Origin of the sequence: Rhizobium leguminosarum (assembly GCF_002953715.1) — a bacterium.
Lineage (GTDB): Bacteria > Pseudomonadota > Alphaproteobacteria > Rhizobiales > Rhizobiaceae > Rhizobium > Rhizobium leguminosarum_V.
This window is the reverse complement of record NZ_CP025012.1, coordinates 3,207,159-3,226,709: the sequence shown is the minus strand read 5'-3', so window position 1 is coordinate 3,226,709 and position 19,551 is coordinate 3,207,159. Positions and strand designations below refer to the sequence as shown.

Here is a 19,551-nt window from a genome sequence, read left to right as displayed (position 1 = left end):
GACATCATGCTCTAACTATTTAATTTAGAACAGGATTCAGAATTTAGGCCGAACCGGCCTAAAATCATCCTGTTCTAGTCCAGCCCCGCTTGTGCGGTGATCAGTCCTTCTTTGGTGCCGGCTTCGGGGCCGGAGGGATGATCGTTTGTGTCGCGGCTGCGGCCGGTATTGCCGGCTTTGCCGGGGCTGCGGCGGTTGCCGGTCTTGCCGGTTTTGCGCCATCGAGATTTCCAAGAAGGGATGAGATGGCATCGTCGCCGTCGAAGCCGGCTTCCTTCAGCAATTTGTCGAGGATCGGTTTATTCGCCTGATAGGAGAGGAGTTGGCTGGCCAGTCCTTCGCCGAGCCCGATGCCGTTTCCGCCGATCGCTCCGTTTCCGCGGCCGAGCATGCCGCCGGTATCGAATATCCTGATATCGGAGATCTTCTCGATCGGCTTGACCGCCTCGGCGAGCGCCTGCGGAATGATGCGGATCCGTTCGCGGGTGATCTCGAACTCGATGATAGCAGAGCTCAACTTGTTGCGTGCGTCGTTGAGCAATGCCTCGCTCTCGGCCGCGGCCTTGCCGGTTTCGAGAATGCCCTTGGCCTTGATGATCGCCGCATCCGCCTCGGCGGTTGCGAGCGTCTTGATGGCCTCGGCCTGGTCGCTTGCTGCCTGTTTTTCGGCCTCCGCGCCGACGGTGACGGCGGTTGCTTCCGTCTCGGCTTTCTTGCGCGCATCAATCACGGCAATCTGCTTTTCGCGTTCGGCAATCTCGATCGCCTTGGCGGTGCCAACTTTTTCCTCCGCCGCTATCGCCAGCGCGCGGGCCGTTTCCGCAGCCGCCTTCGCTTCGGATTCTTCACGGCTCTTGTTGGCAACGGCGATCGCGCTTTCCTGTGCCACGATCTGGAGGTCACGCTTGGCTTCGGTTTCGCGTTGCTGGACGGCGCGGGCGGCGTCGATGTTGGCGCTTTCACGAGCCTGCTTGGCGGATGCCTCGCGTTCGGCGATCGCCTGTTCGGAAGCGATGCGGGCTTCCTCCTCGGCGCGTTTTGCGGCCTGCTCCTGCTGCGCGGTTTCGGCGCGTGTCGCCGCGGATTTGTTGGCGATGTCTCTTTCCTGGCTGAGTTCGGCCTCTCGCTTCGTCCGCTCGATGGTCAGCGATTGCTGGCGGGCCTCGAGATCCTTCTGGGCGATGGCGACTTCGGTGTCGCGAACGATCTCGTTCCGCTCCTTCTTGCGTCCCTCGGTGATGCGGGTCAATGCCGCCAGGCCTTGCGCGTCGAAGAAGTTGTTGGCGTTGAAATGCTTGATATCGGTCTGGTCGAGGCGTGTCAGCGACACGGATTCGAGTTCGAGACCGTTCGACTGGAGATCGGCGCCGACAGCTTCCTGCACGGCCTTGACGAAATCCATGCGCTGTTCCTGCAGCGCGTCGAGATTCATCGTCGCGGCCACCGAGCGAAGGCCGTCGACGAATTTCGCCTCGATCAGGATGCGGAGGGCCTCGGCGTCGTTGGTGCGATTGCCGAGTGTCTGAGCTGCAAGCGCAATCGAGGAGGCATCGGGTTTCACGCGCACATAGAACTCGGCGCCGATATCGACGCGCATGCGGTCTTTGGTGATCAGTGCATCGCCTTCGCCGCGGCGAACCTCGAGCCGCAGTGTCTTCAGGTTGACCCGCGCGGTCGAATGGAAGATCGGCAGGACGACCGAACCGCCGTCGAGCACGACCTTCTGGCCGCCGAGACCGGTGCGCACATAGGCCTCATCGCGGCTGGAGCGCGTGTAAAGAGAGGCGAGGACAAAACCGATGCCGAAGATCAGAACAATCCCAATGCCGGCTGGTAGAATAACGTCGTACATCATTGCTGCTCCCTGAAAGATTGATTGTTCGCATCGGTGGGGTCGACCGGCGCGGGAATGGCGATAAACACATTTGCCTTGTGATCGACGAGAAGAACCGAAGCGCCGATCCCAAGCGGACCCTCGCCCTTGGCGGCTCGGGCTCGAAGCACATGCCAGTTTCCGTGCTGATCCTTGACACGGACGCGGCCCGGCAGTCCCTGATCGAGCGGGCCGATCGACACCTCGGCGGTCCGGCCGAGGAAGGCGTCGAGATCGACGGCATAGGTTTCGTCGTGCGGTACGAGCCGCGCCACAGTTCTGCTCGATGCCCTGACCATGGGGATGGTTGCGAGCGCGGCAGGTATGACGGCGATGAAGCTTGGCAGCGGCGCCCAGAAGGCGCTGGCGACGGCCTGCAAGGCAAACCCCGTCATCGCGAAGAAGCCGAGTGTCATCATCAGAAGAATCAGCAGGGGAACACCGCCGAGATTGAGCCAGGACAGGTATGCCAGGATGCCGTCATGGCCATGAACCTCCGGCTTTCCCAGAAATTCCGTCACAGAAAAACCCATGACCATCGCCAGCATCTCGATCGCGGTCAGACCTGCAAGCACGGCGGCGGCGATGGCAAAGGGAGCACATTCGGGAGCGAAGAGAAGGGCCATCGGCGTTACCGGTTATCCGCCTTGAAGCGTGCGAGGCGTGCCTCGATCGCCTGTTCGCGGTGCAACCGGTCGAGTTCGTCCAATTCGGAACTATGGGCATGCTCGCCAGTGGGAACCCCGGTCAGCCGCGAGACCGCCGCGGCAGCGCGGGCAGCATCTGCGCCCGGCACGGGCTGGCTATGACCGGTTGCGGCGTGTTCGGGATGCCTGGCAATGCTGCGCTTGAAATCGGCAAGGCGAGCGTCCGCCTCGCGGCGCGTGGCGAGCACGGCCTGCAAGGCTTTCTGGCCTTCGTCCAACTGTTCCCTGGCATCGGCCAGCGCCTTATCCAGAGCTGCGATCTGGGATTCGAGATCGATCTGGCGGGCAACGCCGGCCTTTGCCAGGTCATCGCGCTGAGACGAGACGGCGAGGCGGATCTTCTGGTCGAGCGCGTTCAGGTCTTCGACGATTTCGTCCCTGCGGCTCTGGATGCGATATTCCTCGGCGCGCGCCTTGCCGAGATCGGTGCGGGCCTCATCCGCCGCTGCATCGATCTCGCGGATCGCCTGTTCGATGACGGCGATCTTGTTGACGCCTTCCGCCTTGTCGACCGCCGCATTCGCGATGCCCGCGATCAGACGGCCCATACGTGAGAGAATGCCTTCGTTCGTCATGTTTTCCTCCATCCGAGCGGAATTCGGCGTAACGCCGATGTGAATCTCGTAGCGATCCTGGCCTGCAACGAGGTAGGCCGGAAAAATACTCTCCCATCCCCGGGAATAACCCGCGACATCGAAGGGCACGGCAACACGTCCGTGCACCGTGGCGATCGTCAGGTCCGAGGGGCCTTTGATGGCGAAGAGCTTGTCATCGAGCGGCAGATGCGGCGGATCGGCGGTGACGCCGCGATTGGTGGCGAAATCGCGAAGGCCGAGCGTGACCAGCCTTGCCGGCAAGCCCGTCTGCTCGCGGACGGTTTCATAGGCAAGGTCATGCAGCACGACGAGATTGGCGCCCGTCCTGTCGGAGACGAGGCCGGTCAAGATTTCGATCATCCTGAGATAGGCGGCAATGGTGTCGTCCAGCGCCTGCCGGGCACTGTCGTCAGGCGCCAGCGTGTAGCGCAGCAGCGATGGATGCGGTGTCTTGCCTGTGGTAGCCATAGCTAAAACATAAAGCACCGCTTTTGTGCTTTCAAGAGGTCGCGCTAAAAATACAACCTAAGCTTAACGTGCGGTTAGAAGGAGAGAATCGACACAGTTTCCGGATCACATTTACCGATGGAAGACCCGGCAGCGGATCGGCGGTCGCTCCTATCGGGCGGGTGTGTGCGCCTCGCGAATACCGGCGCTGATGCGGTTGATGATCGTCCATATGAGAAGTAGAGCCACCACCGCCCAAAGCCACGATGTCCATGCTGCAAACGTCCCACCGACCGCGACAAAGATGCCGAGCGCGCCGAAAAGCACCGCACGGTCGCTTTTGCCCAGCGGCCCGTCGTAACGCCGGCTTGCGCCGACCGTTTGACCCAGAACGCCGGTAAATTCCGTCAGCGCCGAGAGGAATATGACGGCCATCGCCGGCATCAAACCGTTCGGATCGATGAGGGCAAACGGCAAATACAGGGCGACATCCGACACGACATCACCGATCTCGTTCAGATACGCGCCTAAGATGCTCTTCTGCCCATGTTCGCGCGCGAGCATGCCGTCGATGGCATTGAGGCCCATGCGCAGGAGAAACCACACAGGCACCAGCAGGAACCAATGCGGAGGCGGGGCGAGGCTCAGAAAAAGGCCAACTGCCACCGAGACCGCGGCAGCAACTGAAGTCACCTGATTGGCGGTGACGCCTCGTGCTGCGAGTGAGCGCACTAGAGGGCGAAGAATGTTCTGAAATCGGGACTTCAATTGATAAACAGACATGCTACCTCAGTGGAATTTCGTGGCATTTGAACAGTCTATCTCGGCTCGGGCAGTGCAGCTCGTCGTAGCTGTGAGGAAGGCCGCACCTCATATCGGTTCACGCAAAGGACTTACATTTGCAACTAGACTTTTGCAATGAAAGCAAATCACTGTGCTCGCCAATGGATGCAACCTATCCACCCATCAGAATTGGAGAAGACCGTGCTGCAAACTGCCGATAGTGTGCAACCCGCCTCGACGGCCAAGCCAATGCATGAATCCGAATTCGCATCGCATGACGGCACCCGACTGTTTTATCGGACGTGGCCTTCGACGGGCGCTGCAGCAAGGGGCGCAATCATTCTTCTCCATCGCGGCCACGAGCATAGCGGCCGCGTCGCCCATCTCGCCACCGAGCTCGGCCTTGATGATTTTGCCTTCTACGCTTGGGACGCCCGCGGCCACGGGCGTTCGCCGGGAGAGCGCGGCTATTCGCCATCCTTTGCAGCCTCTGCGCGTGATCTCGATTGCTTCGTCCGCCATGTCAGCGAGACAAGTGGTATTGCCGTCGAAGACATCGCCGTCATTGCGCAGAGCGTCGGCGCAGTGCTGGCCACCACCTGGGTGCACGACTATGCGCCGCCGATCCGCGCGCTGGTGCTGGCCTCACCGGCCTTCAGCGTCAAGCTCTACGTGCCTTTTGCCAAAGAGGGCATTGCGTTCTGGGAAAAGCTCAAGGGAACGTTCTTCGTCAATTCCTATGTCAAGGCGAAGTTCTTGACGCATGACCCCGAGCGCATCGCCTCGTACGAATCCGACCCATTGATCACCCGGCCGATTGCCTCCAACATCCTGTTGCAGCTCTATGAGGCGGCAGCCCGGGTCGTCGCAGACGCCCGCGCCATCACCGTGCCAACCCAGCTGCTGATCTCCGGCAGCGACTGGGTGGTGCGACACGCGCCTCAGCACCGGTTTTACGAAAACCTCGGCAGCCGCATCAAGGAACGGCATGTGCTTGCCGGCTTCTACCATGACACGCTCGGCGAAAAGGACCGCGCGATTGCCCTGGCCGAGGTCCGCCGTTTTATCGACGCGTGTTTCGCCGAGCCCTGGGCACCTGCCGACCTTCGCACCGCCCATATCCAGGGCTATACCAAGGACGAGGCCGACCGGCTCGCGAGCCCGCTTGATGCGACATCCCCACGCGGCATCTACTGGGTGCTCAGCCGCCTCAACATCAAGATCGGCGCTCTGGTGTCCGAAGGCATAAGGACCGGGGTCAAGACCGGCTTTGATTCCGGCTCGACGCTCGATTACGTCTACGAGAACAAGCCGCGCGGGCTCGGCCCCGGTGGGCGTTTGATCGACAAGGTGTTTCTCGAGGCGATCGGCTGGCGCGGCATCAGGCAGCGCAAGCTGCACCTGCAGGAACTGATCGACCGCGCGCTGCAGCGCCTGAAAGCCGCCGGCCGCAGTACCCACATGCTCGACATAGCGGCCGGGCATGGCCGTTATGTCCTTGATGCGATCGAGACGGCTGCCGTGCGTCCCGATAGTGCGCGGTTGCAGGACTATTTCTCCATCAACGTCGACGCCGGCCGCAAGAGCATTGCCACGCGCGGACTGAGTGATTTCGTGAGCTTCCGCCAGCAGGATGCCTTTGACGGCGAGGGGCTGGCTGCAATCACGCCGGCTCCGGATCTCGCGATCGTCTCCGGCCTTTACGAGCTGTTTTCCGACAATGCGCTGATCGCCGCTTCGCTCGATGGGATCGCCCGTGCGATGCAGCCCGGTGGTCTGCTCGTCTACACCAACCAGCCATGGCATCCGCAACTGGAGATGATCGCCCGCGCCCTGACCTCGCACCGCGGCGGCGAGGCGTGGGTGATGCGGCGGCGGACGCAAGAGGAAATGGACCAGCTGGTCGCCGCAGCCGGTTTCCGCAAGATCGAGCAGCGCATCGACCAGTGGGGCATTTTCACCGTGTCGCTGGCTGAGAGAGTCTGAGGGCAAAGCGTGGAGAAGGCACGTTCAACTTTTTCCCAGACAGCGCTGGTCCCGAAGCGGGCAGCGCTCTGGCTCGCCTTCCTGGCGCCGTTCTTCTATCTGAGCTATGGCGGCGCCAATTGGGTGGCATCGCAACGCGCTCATGTGCCGAACGTCGCCTTCGCATGGGAAAGCGCCATTCCGTTCCTCGGATGGACCATCATTCCATATTGGTCGATCAATCTGTTCTATGCACTCTGCCTGTTCATCAACACGGCGCCGCGCGATGTGGATAGGCTGGCGAGGCGTTATCTGACGATCCAGATAGTAGCCGTAGCCTGCTTTATCGCGTTTCCGCTCGAAGCGACCTTCGTGCGGCCGGCAACGAGTGGCCTGCCGGGCTTCATGTTCGCCGTCCTCGGTGGCTTCGATAAGCCGTTCAATCAAGCGCCGTCGCTCCATATCGCACTCCTGGTGGTGATCTGGGATCATCTGCGCGGCCGGCTGCCGCGGAAGGTGCGGCTCCTCTGGCACCTCTGGTGCTTCCTGATCGGTGTCTCCGTGCTGACCACGTGGCAGCATCACATCATCGACATACCGACCGGCATGCTGCTCGGTCTGTTTGCCATCTGGCTTTTTCCGCGCGATGCCGGTTCGCCTCTCGCGAATTTTACGATGAGCGGCGATCCAAAGTCGCGCCGTCTCGGCTTCTATTATCTGTGCGGTGCCATCGCATTTCTCGGCCTTGGAGCGCTCTGCACGCCTTTATCGGCAGCGGCGCTTCTGTTGCTCTGGCCGGCTGTTGCGCTGGTGATCGTTGCGCTCGGATATTTCGGCGCCGGCCCGCAGATATTCCAGAAACGCGTCGATGGCCGGGCCACGATTGCCAGCCGCTGGCTGCTCGCACCCTACCGGCTTGGCGCTCTCATCAATATTCGGCTCTGGACCCGGCGAATGCCGGCATCGGTGGTGATCACCGACGGCGTCCATCTCGGTCGTTTTCCGCGTCGCCACGAGGCCGACCGTTTTGCCACGGTGATCGATATGACCGGCGAACTTCAGCGTCCGGGCGGGACGCGCGCGCGCTGGTGCAGCTTTCCCACCCTTGATCTTACGGCCCTCGACAAGATCCAGACGCTCGCCGCGGCGAACCTCATCGAGACCTCGCGCCAGCAGGGACCGGTCCTCGTCTGCTGTGCGCTCGGCTTCCAGCGGAGCGCCTGCGTCATCGTGCGTTGGCTGCTCATCACCAGACGTTGCGAAGATCCATCCGAAGCCGTGCGGCGGATCGAACGGGCAGGGCGGTGTGTTCATCTGCCCGTGGAAAGCCTTCATGCCGTGACGGAGGGCTTGCAATGACGCAGTGGAATGTCACGGCCTCGGCGGCTGCGCGAAGTCTCGGCCGCAATTCGATCTGCTGCGGGCTGGCAGCGCTGCTGCCACTGATTGCCGGCCCGATCGCCGTGGGATATCGCGGCTTCGTTCCATCGCTCGGCTGGCTCTTGATGCTCGTTTTCTGCGTGATGGTCCTTGCGCTGGCGGTCCATCTCCTCTTCGATGCGCTGCTGTTTCGCCTTGCGTCGAGCCACGAGACAGAGGTCGCCGGCCTTGCCGCCGTCGACGACCTGTTGTCCCGGATGCAGCTTCGCAAGCCTGGCGGGGCGCCGCCTGGCTTGGAGAGGCGGATTGCCGGGTCGCGCCGCATCGTCTGGCGGCAGCGTTTTGCCCTCGCCATCTGTCTGGTGATTTTCGCGATCCTTCTGTTCGATGCAAACAACGGCCTGCCGCTATGCTGAATCGCATGCGGTCGATTGCATGATGGCTGGCTCGTGACTCTTCTAAGCTGGCTTCTCCGGCAGGTTATTGCCGTCCGGCGATGATCGACGAATTCACATCGTTGATGTCGCGCCTGCCGCAGAGCGCCATGGTGATGTCCATCTCCTTGCGGATGATGCCGAGCGCTAGCGATACGCCTTCCTTGCCCATGGCGCCGAGGCCGTAGAGGAAGGGGCGGCCGATATAAGTGCCCTTGGCGCCGAGCGCCACAGCCTTCAGCACGTCCTGGCCGGAGCGGATGCCGCCGTCGAGATGGATCTCGATACGGTCGCCGACGGCGTCGACGATCTTCGGCAGCATGCTGATCGATGAGGGGGCACCGTCAAGCTGACGCCCGCCATGATTGGAGACGACGATCGCATCGGCGCCGGTGTCGACGGCCGCCTTGGCATCCTCCGGATCGAGTATGCCCTTGATGATCAGCGGGCCGCCCCATTGTTCCTTGATCCAGGCGACATCCGCCCAGGACAGCCGGGGGTCGAACTGCTCATGCGTCCATGCGGAGAGCGAGGCGATACTGGTGACATTTTTCGCATGGCCAACGATATTGCCGAAGGTGCGGCGCTTGGTCTGCAGCATGTCCAGGCACCAGAAGGGCCGGGTCGCCATCTGCCAGACATGTTTCGGGGTGAATTTCGGCGGCGCCGACAGGCCGTTGCGCAGGTCCTTATGCCGCTGGCCGAGGATCTGCAGATCAGCGGTCAGCACCAGCGCCGAGCATCCGGCCGCCTTGGCGCGGTTGATGAGGTTGAGGACGAAATCCTTGTCCCTCATCACGTAGAGCTGGAACCAGAAGGGGCGCGTCGTCGCTGACGCCACGTCCTCGATCGAGCAGATGCTCATCGTCGAAAGCGTGAAGGGAACGCCGAACTCCTCGGCGGCGCGTGCCGCCAGCATCTCGCCATCTGCATGCTGCATGCCGGTCAGTCCGGTCGGCGCCAGCGCCACAGGCATCGACACTTTCTGGCCGATCATCGTCGTTTCCAGCGTGCGGTCGGTCATATCGACCATCACCCGCTGCCGCAGCTTGATCTGGCTGAAATCGCTCTCGTTGGCTGCATAGGTCGATTCCGTCCAGGCGCCCGAATCCGCATAGTCGAAAAACATCTTCGGCACACGGCGCTGTGCAAGCTTTTTCAGATCAGCGATGGTGAGCGGAGTGGCCATGAATTGAACCTTCACATCTGAATGCGACTATCGGCCATAACATGAATTTGGCAGGAGTGTTACGGGAAATTGGCCGTGCCAGGCAGCTTTCACGGGCCGATTTCAAGGGTAACAGGCCGTGTCAATTGAAGCCCCGCCTTCAATGCAACGCCGGCCACATACGTCTCGGCGATCGCCCGGTCGTCGCCCATCGTCTGCAGCAGGAAAAGCTCTTCGGGCAGCGTCTTCACCACTTCCATCTTCAGCGCCATGGCCGGTGTCGCCGCGGCATCGAGAACGACGAGATCGGCCTCGGTGCCGGGTTCCAGCGTGCCGATCCTGTCCGTCAGCGACAGGGCCTCGGCATTGCCGCGGGTCATCAGGTAATAGCTTTCCAGCGGGTTCAGCCGTTCGCCGAGCAACTGCTGGATCTTGTAGGCCTCGTCCATCGTCCGCAGCATCGAATAGCTGGAACCGCCGCCGATATCGGTCGCCACACCGATGCGAACCGGCTTTTCGCGCCGCGCCAGCGCCTTCAGCGGAAACAGGCCTGAGCCGAGGAAGAGGTTGGAGGTCGGGCAGTGGACGGCGACGGCACCCGCCTCGCTCATGGTATCGGCTTCGCGCTCGGACAGGTGGATGGCGTGGCCGAAGAGGCTTTTCGGCCCGAGCAGGCCGTAGCGGGCGTAGATGTCGGTATAGTCGAGCGCGTCGGGATAGAGCTCGCAGGTGAATTTGATCTCGTCGTGGTTTTCCGAAAGATGCGTCTGGATGTGCAGGTCGGGAAATTCGCGCGCGAGGGCAGCTACGGTCTCCATCTGCGCCGGCGTGGAGGTGATGGCGAAGCGCGGGGTGATGGCGACATGGTTTCGACCCTTGCCGTGCCAGTCCGATATCACCTGGCGCGTCTCGTCATAACCCGTCTCGGGCGTGTCGAGCAGGCCCTGCGGCGCGTTGCGGTCCATCATCACCTTGCCGCCGACCATGCGCATGTTGCGCCGCATGGCCTCAGCGAAGAAGGCGTCGACCGAGGTCTTGTGCACGGAGCAATAGGCGACCGCCGTGGTCGTGCCGTGGCGGATCATCTCGTCGAAGAAATGCGTGGCGATGCGCTTGGCATGCGCGCTTTCGACGAAGCGGCATTCCTCGGGAAAGGTATAGGTGTTCAGCCATTCGAGTAGATTGCCGGCATAGGAGGCGATCACCTGCATCTGCGGAAAATGCAGGTGCATGTCGATGAAGCCGGGCATGATCAGATGCGGGCGGTGGTCGATCTCGATCGTGTCTTCCGCCGCTTTTGCCTTGACGTCGCCATAGGGGCCGACCGCTGTGATCAGTCCGTCGGTCATCAGCAGGCCGCCATCCTCCTCGTAGAGATAGCTTTGGCTGTCGGCAAGGCTCAGCGGTGCGCGATGGAAGGAAAGCAGGCGGCCGCGCAGGAGTGTCGTCGTCATTGATTCTTGCCTTCGACTGCGCTCTCGAACCAGGCGACGAGCAGCTTGCGTTCATCCGGCGTGATGTCGGTGATGTTGCCGGGCGGCATGGCATGGCTGCGGCCCGCCTGTATATAGATTTCGCGGGCATGGGCGGCGATTTCCGCCTCATTTTCGAGCAGCACGCCCTTCGGCGGCCGCACGATGCCCTCATAGACCGGCTCGGCCGCGTGGCACATGGAACAGCGCGTCGAGACCAGTTGCTTGACGGCGGGGAAATGCGGATCGCCGGCAAATTGCTGGAAGGCGGGCGCGACCGCCGCCGCATCCGTCTCGCCCGTCAGTTGCTTCGGTGCGGTTGAAAGCCACATGATCAGGATGAAGAGGATGACGGTGGCGATCCACGTCCAGGTCGGCCGGCCCTTTCTGGCATGCGTGGTGTTGAACCAATGGCGGATGGTGACGCCCATCAGGAAGACCAGGGCGGCGATCAACCAGTTGAACTGCGTTCCGAAGGCGAGCGGATAATGGTTCGACAGCATGAAGAAGATGACGGGCAGCGTCAGGTAGTTGTTGTGCAGCGAACGCTGCTTGGCGACCTGCCCGAATTTGGGGTCGGGCGTGCGCCCGGCGATAAGATCGGCGACGACGATCTTCTGGTTCGGAATGATGATCATGAAGACGTTGGCCGACATGATCGTGGCGGTGAAGGCGCCGAGATGCAGGAAGGCGGCGCGGCCGGTGAAAAGCTGCGTATAGCCCCAGGCCATGAAGACGAGCACGACATAGAGCACCGCCATCAGCCCCCAGGTATTCCGCCCAAGCGGCGACTTGCAGAGCAGGTCGTAGACGATCCAGCCGAGGGCAAGCGACGCCAGCGATATCAGGATGGCGACGGGCGGGCTGATGTCGAGCACATGCCGGTCGATGAGGAAGAGGTCGGCGCCGCCATAATAGACGATGCAGAGCATCAGGAAGCCGGAAATCCAGGTGAAATAGCTTTCGTATTTAAACCAGGTCAGGTGCTCCGGCATCTGGGCGGGCGCCACCAGATATTTCTGGATATGGTAGAAGCCGCCGCCATGAACCTGCCATTCCTCGCCATAGGCGCCGGGCGGCAGATGCGGGCGTTTCACCAGTCCGAGATCGAGCGCGATAAAATAAAAGGACGATCCGATCCAGGCGATCGCGGTAATGACATGGAACCAGCGTGCCGCGAAGGCGAGCCATTCCCATGCTATGGCATATTCATACATCGAGTTCCCCTATCTTCCTCCGACTCGTGACATTGCGGAAATTTTGGCGGGGAGGGAAGAGGAGATTGAAGAACTGCACACGCGCAACGACCGGCGCGGCCAAAGGAGCAATGGAATGATCACCGCGCTCTACAGCGATCAAGTCATCGCCGACAACGCGCCGATGGACCGGCGGCTTGCGGCACTCATCCTCTCGCGTGGGAACCGCGTCGGCTATATCACGTCCGGTCCGGACCCGCAGCGGGCGTTTTTCGATGAGAAACGGCGTTATTACATGAGGTACGGGCTTCTTCTCGATCCTTTCGTCGATCTCGACGCACTCTCCGGCGACGAGGAGATCAGCAGGTTGTTTTCCTGTAACGCCATCCATCTTTCCGGCGGCCATACCGGCGATTTTCTGAGAAGGCTGCGGCAGAGCGGTATGCTGGACAAGTTGCGCGCATGGGCACTGGACGATGGCATTCTTGTCGGAACCAGCGCCGGGGCGATTTTAATAACGCCGACAATCGCCGTCGACGCGCTCTTTTCCGGCGCTTCGCCTGATGCGGTGCAGGATGGCGCGGCTCTTAATCTCCTGCCTTTCGAATTCTTCCCGCATCTGAACGACGATCCCGGCTATCTCTCCGCGCTACTACGCTACAGCGAGACGACGACAACACCCATTCTCGCGTATCGGGACGGCGAAGGTGTCATTCTCGGCAATGGGCTCGTCGAGATCTTCGGCGCTCCACTGATGATTTCCGGCGGTTTTGCCGAAGTTGCCGATCGCGGTCGGATCGTCGATCTGCTGTCGCGTGCCTAAAAGCTGCCGAGAAGGCTGTGCATTATCTCTGCCTTATACTGAATCTGCTAATTCAGCAGATCCGGAACTACGACGACTCGATTACAGTTATTTTTGCAGGCCGCCGGAATAAAATAAGAACCCTTAGATCATCGGCGGCGCATTCATCGACGGAGAAGATGCCCATGCGCAGCATTCTGACGTGTGTGATGATTGCGTATGCGTCGTTGGCGACGGCTCACGACGCACCTTCGGGGTGGAGTTATGACCCCTATTGTTGCAACGGCGACAGTCATAATGGCGATTGCCAGATGATCCCTTCGAAAAGCGTGGCAGTGACGCCAGGTGGATATCGTGTGACGCTGATGCCGGGCGACCACCGGTTGGTCACGCATGCTCATGTCTTCCTGCTGCCAATGACGAAGGCAATGCAATCCGGCGATAACGACTATCATCTCTGTCTGTTCCCGAACGAGGATACACCGCGCTGTTTCTATGCGCCGGAACTGGGATATTGAAGACGGACCACAGCACCGGACCCGGCTCACGAACCGGGTTCGGTATGTCGTTGTCCGAAAACCGCTCTACAGTTTTAGGCGGCATCAATTTCCGGCGGCCTTCATCTCCTCAAGGATCCAGTTGCGGAAGGCCTTGATCTTGGGCACGTTGCGACGGTTTTCGGGGTAGACGAGCCAATAGGCCTTGCCGTCGCTGCGGGTCAGTTCGAAGGGCTGGTAGAGCCGGCCGAGCGCGATCTCGGCCGCATAGAAGGCCGGATGGAGAATGGCGACGCCATGGCCGGCGATCGCTGCATCGGCTTCCACCGCCTGGGAGCCAAGCTGGTTGCGCGGGCGCCGATCGAGATCCGTCTCCGTGACGCCGGCTGCCTCGAACCATTGTTTCCACCAGATGTCGCCGGCGTCGAAGAGATCGAACTTCAGGAGATCGCGCGGCTCCCTGATGCCGCCTGCCGTCTCCGCCAGCTTTGGGCTCAGCATCGGCGTGAACTCCAGGCCCATCAGCCGGTGCAGCGTCAGCCCCGGCCAGTTGCCGTCGCCCCAGCGGATGCCGACATCGATCTGCTCGCGGGCGAAGTCGATGATATCAGAGCTCGCCTGAAAGCGCACCGCAATCGCCGGATGTTTCAAGTGGAAAGAGCCGAGGCGCGGCGCCAGCCATTTCGAGGCGAAGGTATGGGTCGAGCTGATGGCGAGCGTGCCTTCGACGCTGTCGCGCGCCGTCGCCATTGCGTCATGCAGCATGGCAAAGGCTTCGGTCACCTTCGGTGCCAGGCGTTCGCCGGTCTCCGTCAGTGCGATCTGGCGCGGGCGGCGCAGGAAGAGCGGCTCGCCGACATTCTCCTCCAGCAGCTTGATCTGATAGCTGACGGCCGTCTGCGTCATGCCGAGTTCGTCGCCCGCCTTGGTGAAACTTCCGAGCCGGGCAGCAGCCTCGAAGACGCGCAGCGCATTCAGCGGAAATTGTTTCGAGAGTTTCATGGATAAGTTCTCTTGATGCAGGCAGACGGTCGTTCGATTGGAATTGCAGCACTTTTGGCTGCAAACTGCAACTCATACCATCAAACCATCGAGGTGATGTCATGAATTGCTATGCTATCGAACAGAGTCCGCCGCAGCCGACCATCGGGATTTTCCAGCGTATCGGCGCTTGGCTGGCGCAGATCTGGCGCATGCCCAGCCTCGATCTCGACACGGTGCCGGACCGCGTCAAGCGCGATCTCGGTTTCCTCGACGGGCGCGATCCCTATTACGAGGACGAGCGCATGCGGTAGGCAGCGAGCGCCGTCAGGATCTCGGCGGCGGTCATGGCGGCGATCACCTCAGGACGCTTGTCCCTGACTGCCGAGCCGCCGATCGGCAGCGTCAGCCGCTCCATCCGGCCGCGCTCTCCGCCACCTTCGCGGGAAAGCCAGCTTGCGAAGGTGGCGCGCTTAGTCGCCGAGCCGATCATGCCGGTATAGGCGAGGTCGGTCTTTTCCAGTGCCTCGCGGGCGATGAGGAAATCCAGCGCGTGGTCGTGCGTCAGGATGACGACCACGCCGCCGGCCGGAATATCCTTCACCAGTGCTTCTGGCATCGGCACAAGTCGCGCCTTGGTCTCTGCCGGCAGGTTGGCGAGCTCTTCCTGCCGCGTTTCGACGACCGTCACCGACAGCGGCAGCGGCGCCAAGGCCGTAGCCAGCGCCCGGCCGACATGGCCGGCACCGAAGAGATAGACCTCCGGCAGACACTCGATCTCGCCGGCAAGCCTGGCTTCGATTTCTTCACCAACCGCCTGCGTCACCCGGCGAAACCGCAGCTGCGTGCGACCACCGCAGCACTGGCCAATGTCGGGGCCGAGCGGGATATCCATCTCCGCCATCCCGCCGGTTCCCGCGAGCATGTCCCGCGCATTCGCGATCGCCATGAATTCGAACTGGCCGCCGCCGATCGTGCCACACAGAGCTTCAGCCGAGACGAGCATGAAGGTACCGGTCTCACGCGGGGTGGAGCCTTGTGTGCCGGTGATGTCGATGAGGATGCTGTCCGGGTGGGCGGCGAGGAAGCGGCGGATGTCGGTCATGGGTGGCTGACCGATGGGTTCGCCGCCGAGGACAGCAAACGAGCCTGACGCGCGCCCATCTTCCTACACCCGCTTCATCCGCTCGACCGCCATCAGCACCCGTTCCGGCGTCGCCGGTGCGTCGAGCCTCGGGCAGACCCGATAATCCGCGACACTTGCTACCGCCATCGACAGTGCCTCCAGCACCGAGATCGCCAGCATGAAGGGTGGTTCGCCGACGGCCTTGGAGCGGCCGATGGTGGCCTCAGCGTTCTCGGACCATTCGGCTAGGCGCACGTTGAAGATCTTCGGGCGGTCGGACGCGAGTGGGATCTTGTAGGTCGAGGGGGCATGGGTGCGCAGCCGGCCCTTGTCGTCCCACCAGAGTTCTTCCGTCGTCAGCCAGCCCAGGCCCTGCACGAAGGCACCTTCGACCTGACCCATATCGATCGCCGGATTCAGCGAGCGACCGACATCGTGGAGGATGTCGGTGCGGTCGATCAGATATTCGCCGGTCAGCGTGTCGATCGACACTTCGGTGCAGGAGGCGCCATAGGCGAAATAATAGAAGGGCGTGCCGCGGCCGGCCTTGCGGTCCCAGTGGATCTTCGGCGTCTTGTAGAAGCCGGCGGCGGACAGCTGGACGCGGGCGAAATAGGCCTGCTTGATGAAATCGGGGAAGGGGATTTCGATCTCGCCGACGCGCACGCGGTTCGGCAGGAAGACGACGTCGGCGGGCCCAACATCCCATTTCTCGGCGGCGAAGGCGACCAGCCGTTCCTTGATCTGGCGGGCGGCGTCATAGGCGGCCATGCCGTTCAAGTCCGAGCCGGAGGAGGCGGCAGTGGCCGAGGTGTTCGGCACTTTGGCCGTCGTCGTCGCGGTGATTTTCACCCTGTCGATATCGACCTGGAAGCTGTCAGCCAGCACCTGCGCCACCTTGGTGTAGAGGCCCTGGCCCATTTCGGTGCCGCCATGGTTCAGGTGGATCGAGCCGTCTTGGTAGATATGGACGAGGGCGCCGGCCTGGTTGAAGGCGGTCATGGTGAAGGAGATGCCGAATTTCACCGGCGTCAGCGCGATGCCCTTTCTTATATAGCGGCTGTCGCGGTTGAAGGCGATGATGGCGTTGCGCCGTGCCTGGTATTCGGACGTTTCCTCCAGCTCCTCGACGATGCGGGCGATGATATTGTCCTCGACCTCCTGATGGTAGGGGGTGAGTGTGCGTTCGGAGCCCGGCTGGCCGTAGAAATTCAGCTTGCGGACATCGAGCGGATCCTTGCCGAGGGCATAGGCGATCTCCTCGATGAAGCGCTCGGCGCCGAGCATGCCCTGCGGCCCGCCGAAACCGCGGAAGGCGGTATTGGAGACGGTGTGCGTCTTCAGCGGCTTCGAAGTCAGATGCACATGCGGATAGAAATAACTGGAATCGGCATGGAAGAGGGCACGGTCGGTCACCGGTCCTGAGAGGTCGGAGGAGAAGCCGCAGCGTGCCGCATAGGTCGCGTCGACCGCGTGGACGCGGCCTTCGGCATCGAAGCCCACCTCGTAATCGACGAGGAAATCGTGACGTTTGCCGGTGGCGCTCATATCCTCGTCGCGGTCCGGGCGGAATTTGATCGCGCGGCCGAGTTTCTTGGCGGCAATCGCCGCAAGCGCTGCGAACTGATTGCCCTGCGTCTCCTTGCCGCCGAAGCCGCCGCCCATGCGGCGCACGTTGACGGTCACCGCGTTCGAGGGGATATCGAGCACGTGGCCGACGATGTGCTGGATCTCGCTTGGATGCTGCGTCGAGGACCAGACGGTGACCTCGTCGTCCTCGCCGGGGATGGCCACGGCAATATGGCCTTCGAGGTAGAAATGCTCCTGTCCGCCGATGCGCATCTGACCTTTCAGACGCATGGCTGCATTCGTCATTTCCGTTTCCGGCTCGCCGCGCCGCAGTGTCATCGGGGTGATGACGAGCGGGCTGCCATTGGCGAGAGCGCCGTCGATATCGCTCCAATGCGGCAGGTCGCGATAGTCGATCTTTGCCAGCCGCGCGGCACGGCGGGCCACATCACGCGTTTCGGCGATGACGGCAAAGATCGGCTGGCCGTGGAACTCAACTAATGTTTCGGCCAGCAGCGGCTCGTCATGGCTGCCGTTGGAGCTGACGTCGTTGACGCCAGGGACATCCTTGCCGGTGAAGACCCAGACGACGCCGGGATAGGCAGCGACCGCGGAAAGATCGATAGCGGTGATTTCGGCATGTGCCCGGTCGGAGAGGCCGAGGGCGCCGTGCAGCAGGCCCGCGGGTTCGGGAATATCGTCGATATAATCGGCGGTTCCGGTGACATGCTTATGCGCTGAATCATGCCGCAGCGAGCCGTGCATCGGGCCTGCGATGATGGCCTTGCGGTCTTCGAAGGTGGATTTGTCCATCAGATGAGCCCTCCACGGTCAGCACGGTTTTCTGCGCGGCCCCTCATCCGGCTGCCGCCACCAACCGGGGTCGAGCCACCGGTCTCGACCCGTCCTTCGGACTCCCGCTTGCGGGGAGAAGGGACATGCCGCGCCGTCTTCGTTCCTCGCCACCTCTCGCAGGGCACGTCCCCTCTCCCCGCAAGCGGGCAGAGGGTTAGGGTGAGGGGCAAAGTGGTGACTGCGGGAGGCCAATTCGCGAAACAAACCATCACGCCACCTCCTCGAACCGCTTCAGTTCGGCCGGCGCACCGACGGTCTCAAGATAGAACCGCGTCAGCAGGTTCTTCGCCGTCAGCTGGCGGTATTCCGCCGTCGCGCGCCAGTCGGTCAGCGGCTGGAAATCGGCGTCGAAGGCGGGGCGGGCTGCGTCGATCGTCGCTTCCGTCCATGGTTTGCCGATCAGCGCGGCCTCCACCGTGCGGGCGCGTTTCGGCGTCGCAGCCATGCCGCCGAAGGCGATACGGATGTCGGTGATCATTTCGGCCTCGTCGAGCGTCAGCAGGAAAGCGCCGAGCACGGCAGTGATGTCCTCGTCGCGGCGCTTGGTGATCTTGTAGGCGGCAAAGCGGTTGGCTGCTGCCGGGTAGGGCACGAAGACGCTTTCGACAAATTCGCCGGGCTTCCGGTCCTGCTTGCCATAGGCGATGAAGAAATCCTCGAGCGGCATTCTGCGCTGGCCTTGCAGGGACCGCAGCGTCAGCGTCGCGCCGAGCGCGATCAGCGGTGGCGGGCTGTCGCCGATCGGCGAGCCGTTGGCGATGTTGCCGCCGATCGTGCCCATGTTGCGCACCTGCTCGCCGCCGATGCGATCGATCAGCCGGCCGAGCGCCGGAATTTTCTTGGAGATCGCCTCGAAGGCCTTGGTATAGCTGACGCCGGCGCCGATGGCGATGCCGTCCTCGCCTTCCGTGACCGACTGCAATTCGCTGAGGTGGTTGATAAAAACCACCGGGCTCAGCTTGCGCATCTGCTTCGTCACCCAGAGGCCGACATCGGTCGCGCCGGCGACGATAATCGCGTCGGGTTCCTGCGAAAGGACCTCGGCCAGCGCCCGGACAGAAGCCGGCACGATCAGCCGGTCTTCGCCATTCGCAATCCTGATCGTGCCGCTCGCCTGTATTGCCCAAAGCCGCGCGACGATTTCCGAGCGCGTCCGTTCCAGCGGGTCGAAGAGTGTGCTCGGCCGCATCAGGCTCACCTGCTCGGCGGCCTTGACGATCGGCTCGTAGCCCGTGCAGCGACAGAGATTGCCTTGCAGCGCCTTTTCGATTTCCTGGCGGCTCGGCTTTTCCTTGGCGAGCCAGAGACCGTAAAGCGACATGACGAAGCCCGGGGTACAGAAGCCGCATTGCGAGCCGTGGCAATCGACCAGTGCCTGCTGGACGGGATGCAGCGCGCCGTCCCTGCCGGCCAGATGCTCGACCGTTACCACATGGGTGGCGTGCAGCGAGCCCATGAAACGGATGCAGGCATTGACGGATTCATAGGCGAGCTTGCCATCGGCCAGCCGGCCGACGAGCACGGTGCAGGCGCCGCAATCGCCTTCCGCGCATCCCTCCTTGGTGCCCGTCAGCCGCCGCTTCAACCGCAGAAAATCGAGAAGCGTCTCGGTTGGCCTGACATCGGTAAGCGTGATGTCCTCGCCATTCAGGATGAAGCGGATGCTGTCGTTCATGATGTTCCTGTTGTTGTTTTTGCAA

At 62.1% G+C, this 19,551-nt stretch carries 17 protein-coding genes; 6 read left to right on the top strand and 11 right to left on the bottom strand.

Annotation, left to right across the window (positions count from 1 at the left end; translation table 11 throughout):
* Nucleotides 1–100: 100 nt before the first annotated feature.
* The 4 genes from CUJ84_RS16275 to CUJ84_RS16260 all read right to left on the bottom strand — a co-directional run bounded on the left by CUJ84_RS16275 (nucleotide 101) and on the right by CUJ84_RS16260 (nucleotide 4,406).
* Nucleotides 101–1,855, bottom strand: coding sequence for a flotillin family protein (locus tag CUJ84_RS16275; protein ID WP_105006962.1), 1,755 nt, complete (start codon nucleotides 1,853–1,855; stop codon nucleotides 101–103).
* Nucleotides 1,852–2,499 (bottom strand): OB-fold-containig protein, encoded by a 648-nt coding sequence (locus CUJ84_RS16270; RefSeq protein ID WP_018073862.1) that lies wholly within the window; start codon nucleotides 2,497–2,499, stop codon nucleotides 1,852–1,854. Before CUJ84_RS16270 ends, CUJ84_RS16275 begins: the two co-directional genes overlap by 4 nt.
* Nucleotides 2,500–2,504: 5 nt before the next feature.
* Nucleotides 2,505–3,662 (bottom strand): PspA/IM30 family protein, encoded by a 1,158-nt coding sequence (locus CUJ84_RS16265; protein ID WP_105006961.1) that lies wholly within the window; start codon nucleotides 3,660–3,662, stop codon nucleotides 2,505–2,507.
* A 132-nt stretch (nucleotides 3,663–3,794) separates the two neighbouring features.
* Nucleotides 3,795–4,406: a CDP-alcohol phosphatidyltransferase family protein gene (locus tag CUJ84_RS16260; RefSeq protein ID WP_105006960.1), complete on the bottom strand. Its 612-nt coding sequence runs from the start codon at nucleotides 4,404–4,406 to the stop codon at nucleotides 3,795–3,797.
* A 201-nt stretch (nucleotides 4,407–4,607) separates the two neighbouring features.
* Here CUJ84_RS16260 and CUJ84_RS16255 point away from each other — a divergent pair, with 201 nt between their 5' ends.
* From CUJ84_RS16255 to CUJ84_RS16245, 3 genes are read left to right on the top strand one after another with little or no spacing between them, the layout of a single operon-like run.
* Nucleotides 4,608–6,392 (top strand): bifunctional alpha/beta hydrolase/class I SAM-dependent methyltransferase, encoded by a 1,785-nt coding sequence (locus CUJ84_RS16255; protein WP_105006959.1) that lies wholly within the window; start codon nucleotides 4,608–4,610, stop codon nucleotides 6,390–6,392.
* 9 nt (nucleotides 6,393–6,401) lie between these two features.
* Nucleotides 6,402–7,730, top strand: coding sequence for a phosphatase PAP2/dual specificity phosphatase family protein (locus CUJ84_RS16250; RefSeq protein WP_105006958.1), 1,329 nt, complete (start codon nucleotides 6,402–6,404; stop codon nucleotides 7,728–7,730).
* Entirely contained in the window at nucleotides 7,727–8,167 is a 441-nt protein-coding gene (locus tag CUJ84_RS16245; RefSeq protein ID WP_105006957.1) for a hypothetical protein, read from the top strand. The genes CUJ84_RS16250 and CUJ84_RS16245 overlap by 4 nt, the downstream gene beginning before the upstream one ends.
* Nucleotides 8,168–8,231: 64 nt before the next feature.
* Here CUJ84_RS16245 and CUJ84_RS16240 read toward each other — a convergent pair whose 3' ends face one another.
* The 3 genes from CUJ84_RS16240 to puuD form a co-directional block, all read right to left on the bottom strand.
* Nucleotides 8,232–9,374: an alpha-hydroxy acid oxidase gene (locus CUJ84_RS16240; RefSeq protein WP_105006956.1), complete on the bottom strand. Its 1,143-nt coding sequence runs from the start codon at nucleotides 9,372–9,374 to the stop codon at nucleotides 8,232–8,234.
* 89 nt (nucleotides 9,375–9,463) lie between these two features.
* The gene (gene guaD / locus CUJ84_RS16235; RefSeq protein WP_105006955.1) at nucleotides 9,464–10,807 is read right to left on the bottom strand and encodes a guanine deaminase; all 1,344 of its coding nucleotides are present in this window, start codon (nucleotides 10,805–10,807) and stop codon (nucleotides 9,464–9,466) included.
* Nucleotides 10,804–12,042, bottom strand: coding sequence for a urate hydroxylase PuuD (puuD, locus tag CUJ84_RS16230; RefSeq protein ID WP_105006954.1), 1,239 nt, complete (start codon nucleotides 12,040–12,042; stop codon nucleotides 10,804–10,806). The genes guaD and puuD overlap by 4 nt, the downstream gene beginning before the upstream one ends.
* Before the next feature lie 115 nt (nucleotides 12,043–12,157).
* Between puuD and CUJ84_RS16225 the strand changes: the two genes are divergently transcribed.
* Both CUJ84_RS16225 and CUJ84_RS16220 read left to right on the top strand, forming a co-directional pair.
* Nucleotides 12,158–12,844, top strand: a complete 687-nt coding sequence (locus CUJ84_RS16225; RefSeq protein WP_105006953.1) for a Type 1 glutamine amidotransferase-like domain-containing protein — start codon at nucleotides 12,158–12,160, stop codon at nucleotides 12,842–12,844.
* Between the two features lie 164 nt (nucleotides 12,845–13,008).
* On the top strand, nucleotides 13,009–13,341 hold the full coding sequence (locus CUJ84_RS16220; protein WP_003561515.1) for a hypothetical protein: 333 nt from the start codon (nucleotides 13,009–13,011) through the stop codon (nucleotides 13,339–13,341).
* A gap of 84 nt (nucleotides 13,342–13,425) precedes the next feature.
* Here the strand turns inward: CUJ84_RS16220 and gcvA are convergent, their stop codons facing one another.
* Nucleotides 13,426–14,322 (bottom strand): transcriptional regulator GcvA, encoded by an 897-nt coding sequence (gcvA, locus tag CUJ84_RS16215; RefSeq protein ID WP_064247894.1) that lies wholly within the window; start codon nucleotides 14,320–14,322, stop codon nucleotides 13,426–13,428.
* A gap of 101 nt (nucleotides 14,323–14,423) precedes the next feature.
* On the opposite strand from gcvA, the gene CUJ84_RS16210 reads away from it, so the two are divergent.
* Entirely contained in the window at nucleotides 14,424–14,615 is a 192-nt protein-coding gene (locus CUJ84_RS16210) for a hypothetical protein (protein WP_105006952.1), read from the top strand.
* Here the strand turns inward: CUJ84_RS16210 and xdhC are convergent.
* The 3 genes from xdhC to xdhA all read right to left on the bottom strand — a co-directional run bounded on the left by xdhC (nucleotide 14,591) and on the right by xdhA (nucleotide 19,526).
* The gene (xdhC, locus tag CUJ84_RS16205) at nucleotides 14,591–15,406 is read right to left on the bottom strand and encodes a xanthine dehydrogenase accessory protein XdhC (RefSeq protein ID WP_105006951.1); all 816 of its coding nucleotides are present in this window, start codon (nucleotides 15,404–15,406) and stop codon (nucleotides 14,591–14,593) included. The genes CUJ84_RS16210 and xdhC overlap by 25 nt on opposite strands.
* A 63-nt stretch (nucleotides 15,407–15,469) precedes the next feature.
* Nucleotides 15,470–17,809 (bottom strand): xanthine dehydrogenase molybdopterin binding subunit, encoded by a 2,340-nt coding sequence (gene xdhB / locus CUJ84_RS16200; RefSeq protein ID WP_105006950.1) that lies wholly within the window; start codon nucleotides 17,807–17,809, stop codon nucleotides 15,470–15,472.
* A 250-nt stretch (nucleotides 17,810–18,059) separates the two neighbouring features.
* On the bottom strand, nucleotides 18,060–19,526 hold the full coding sequence (gene xdhA / locus CUJ84_RS16195; protein ID WP_105006949.1) for a xanthine dehydrogenase small subunit: 1,467 nt from the start codon (nucleotides 19,524–19,526) through the stop codon (nucleotides 18,060–18,062).
* Nucleotides 19,527–19,551: the final 25 nt, after the last annotated feature.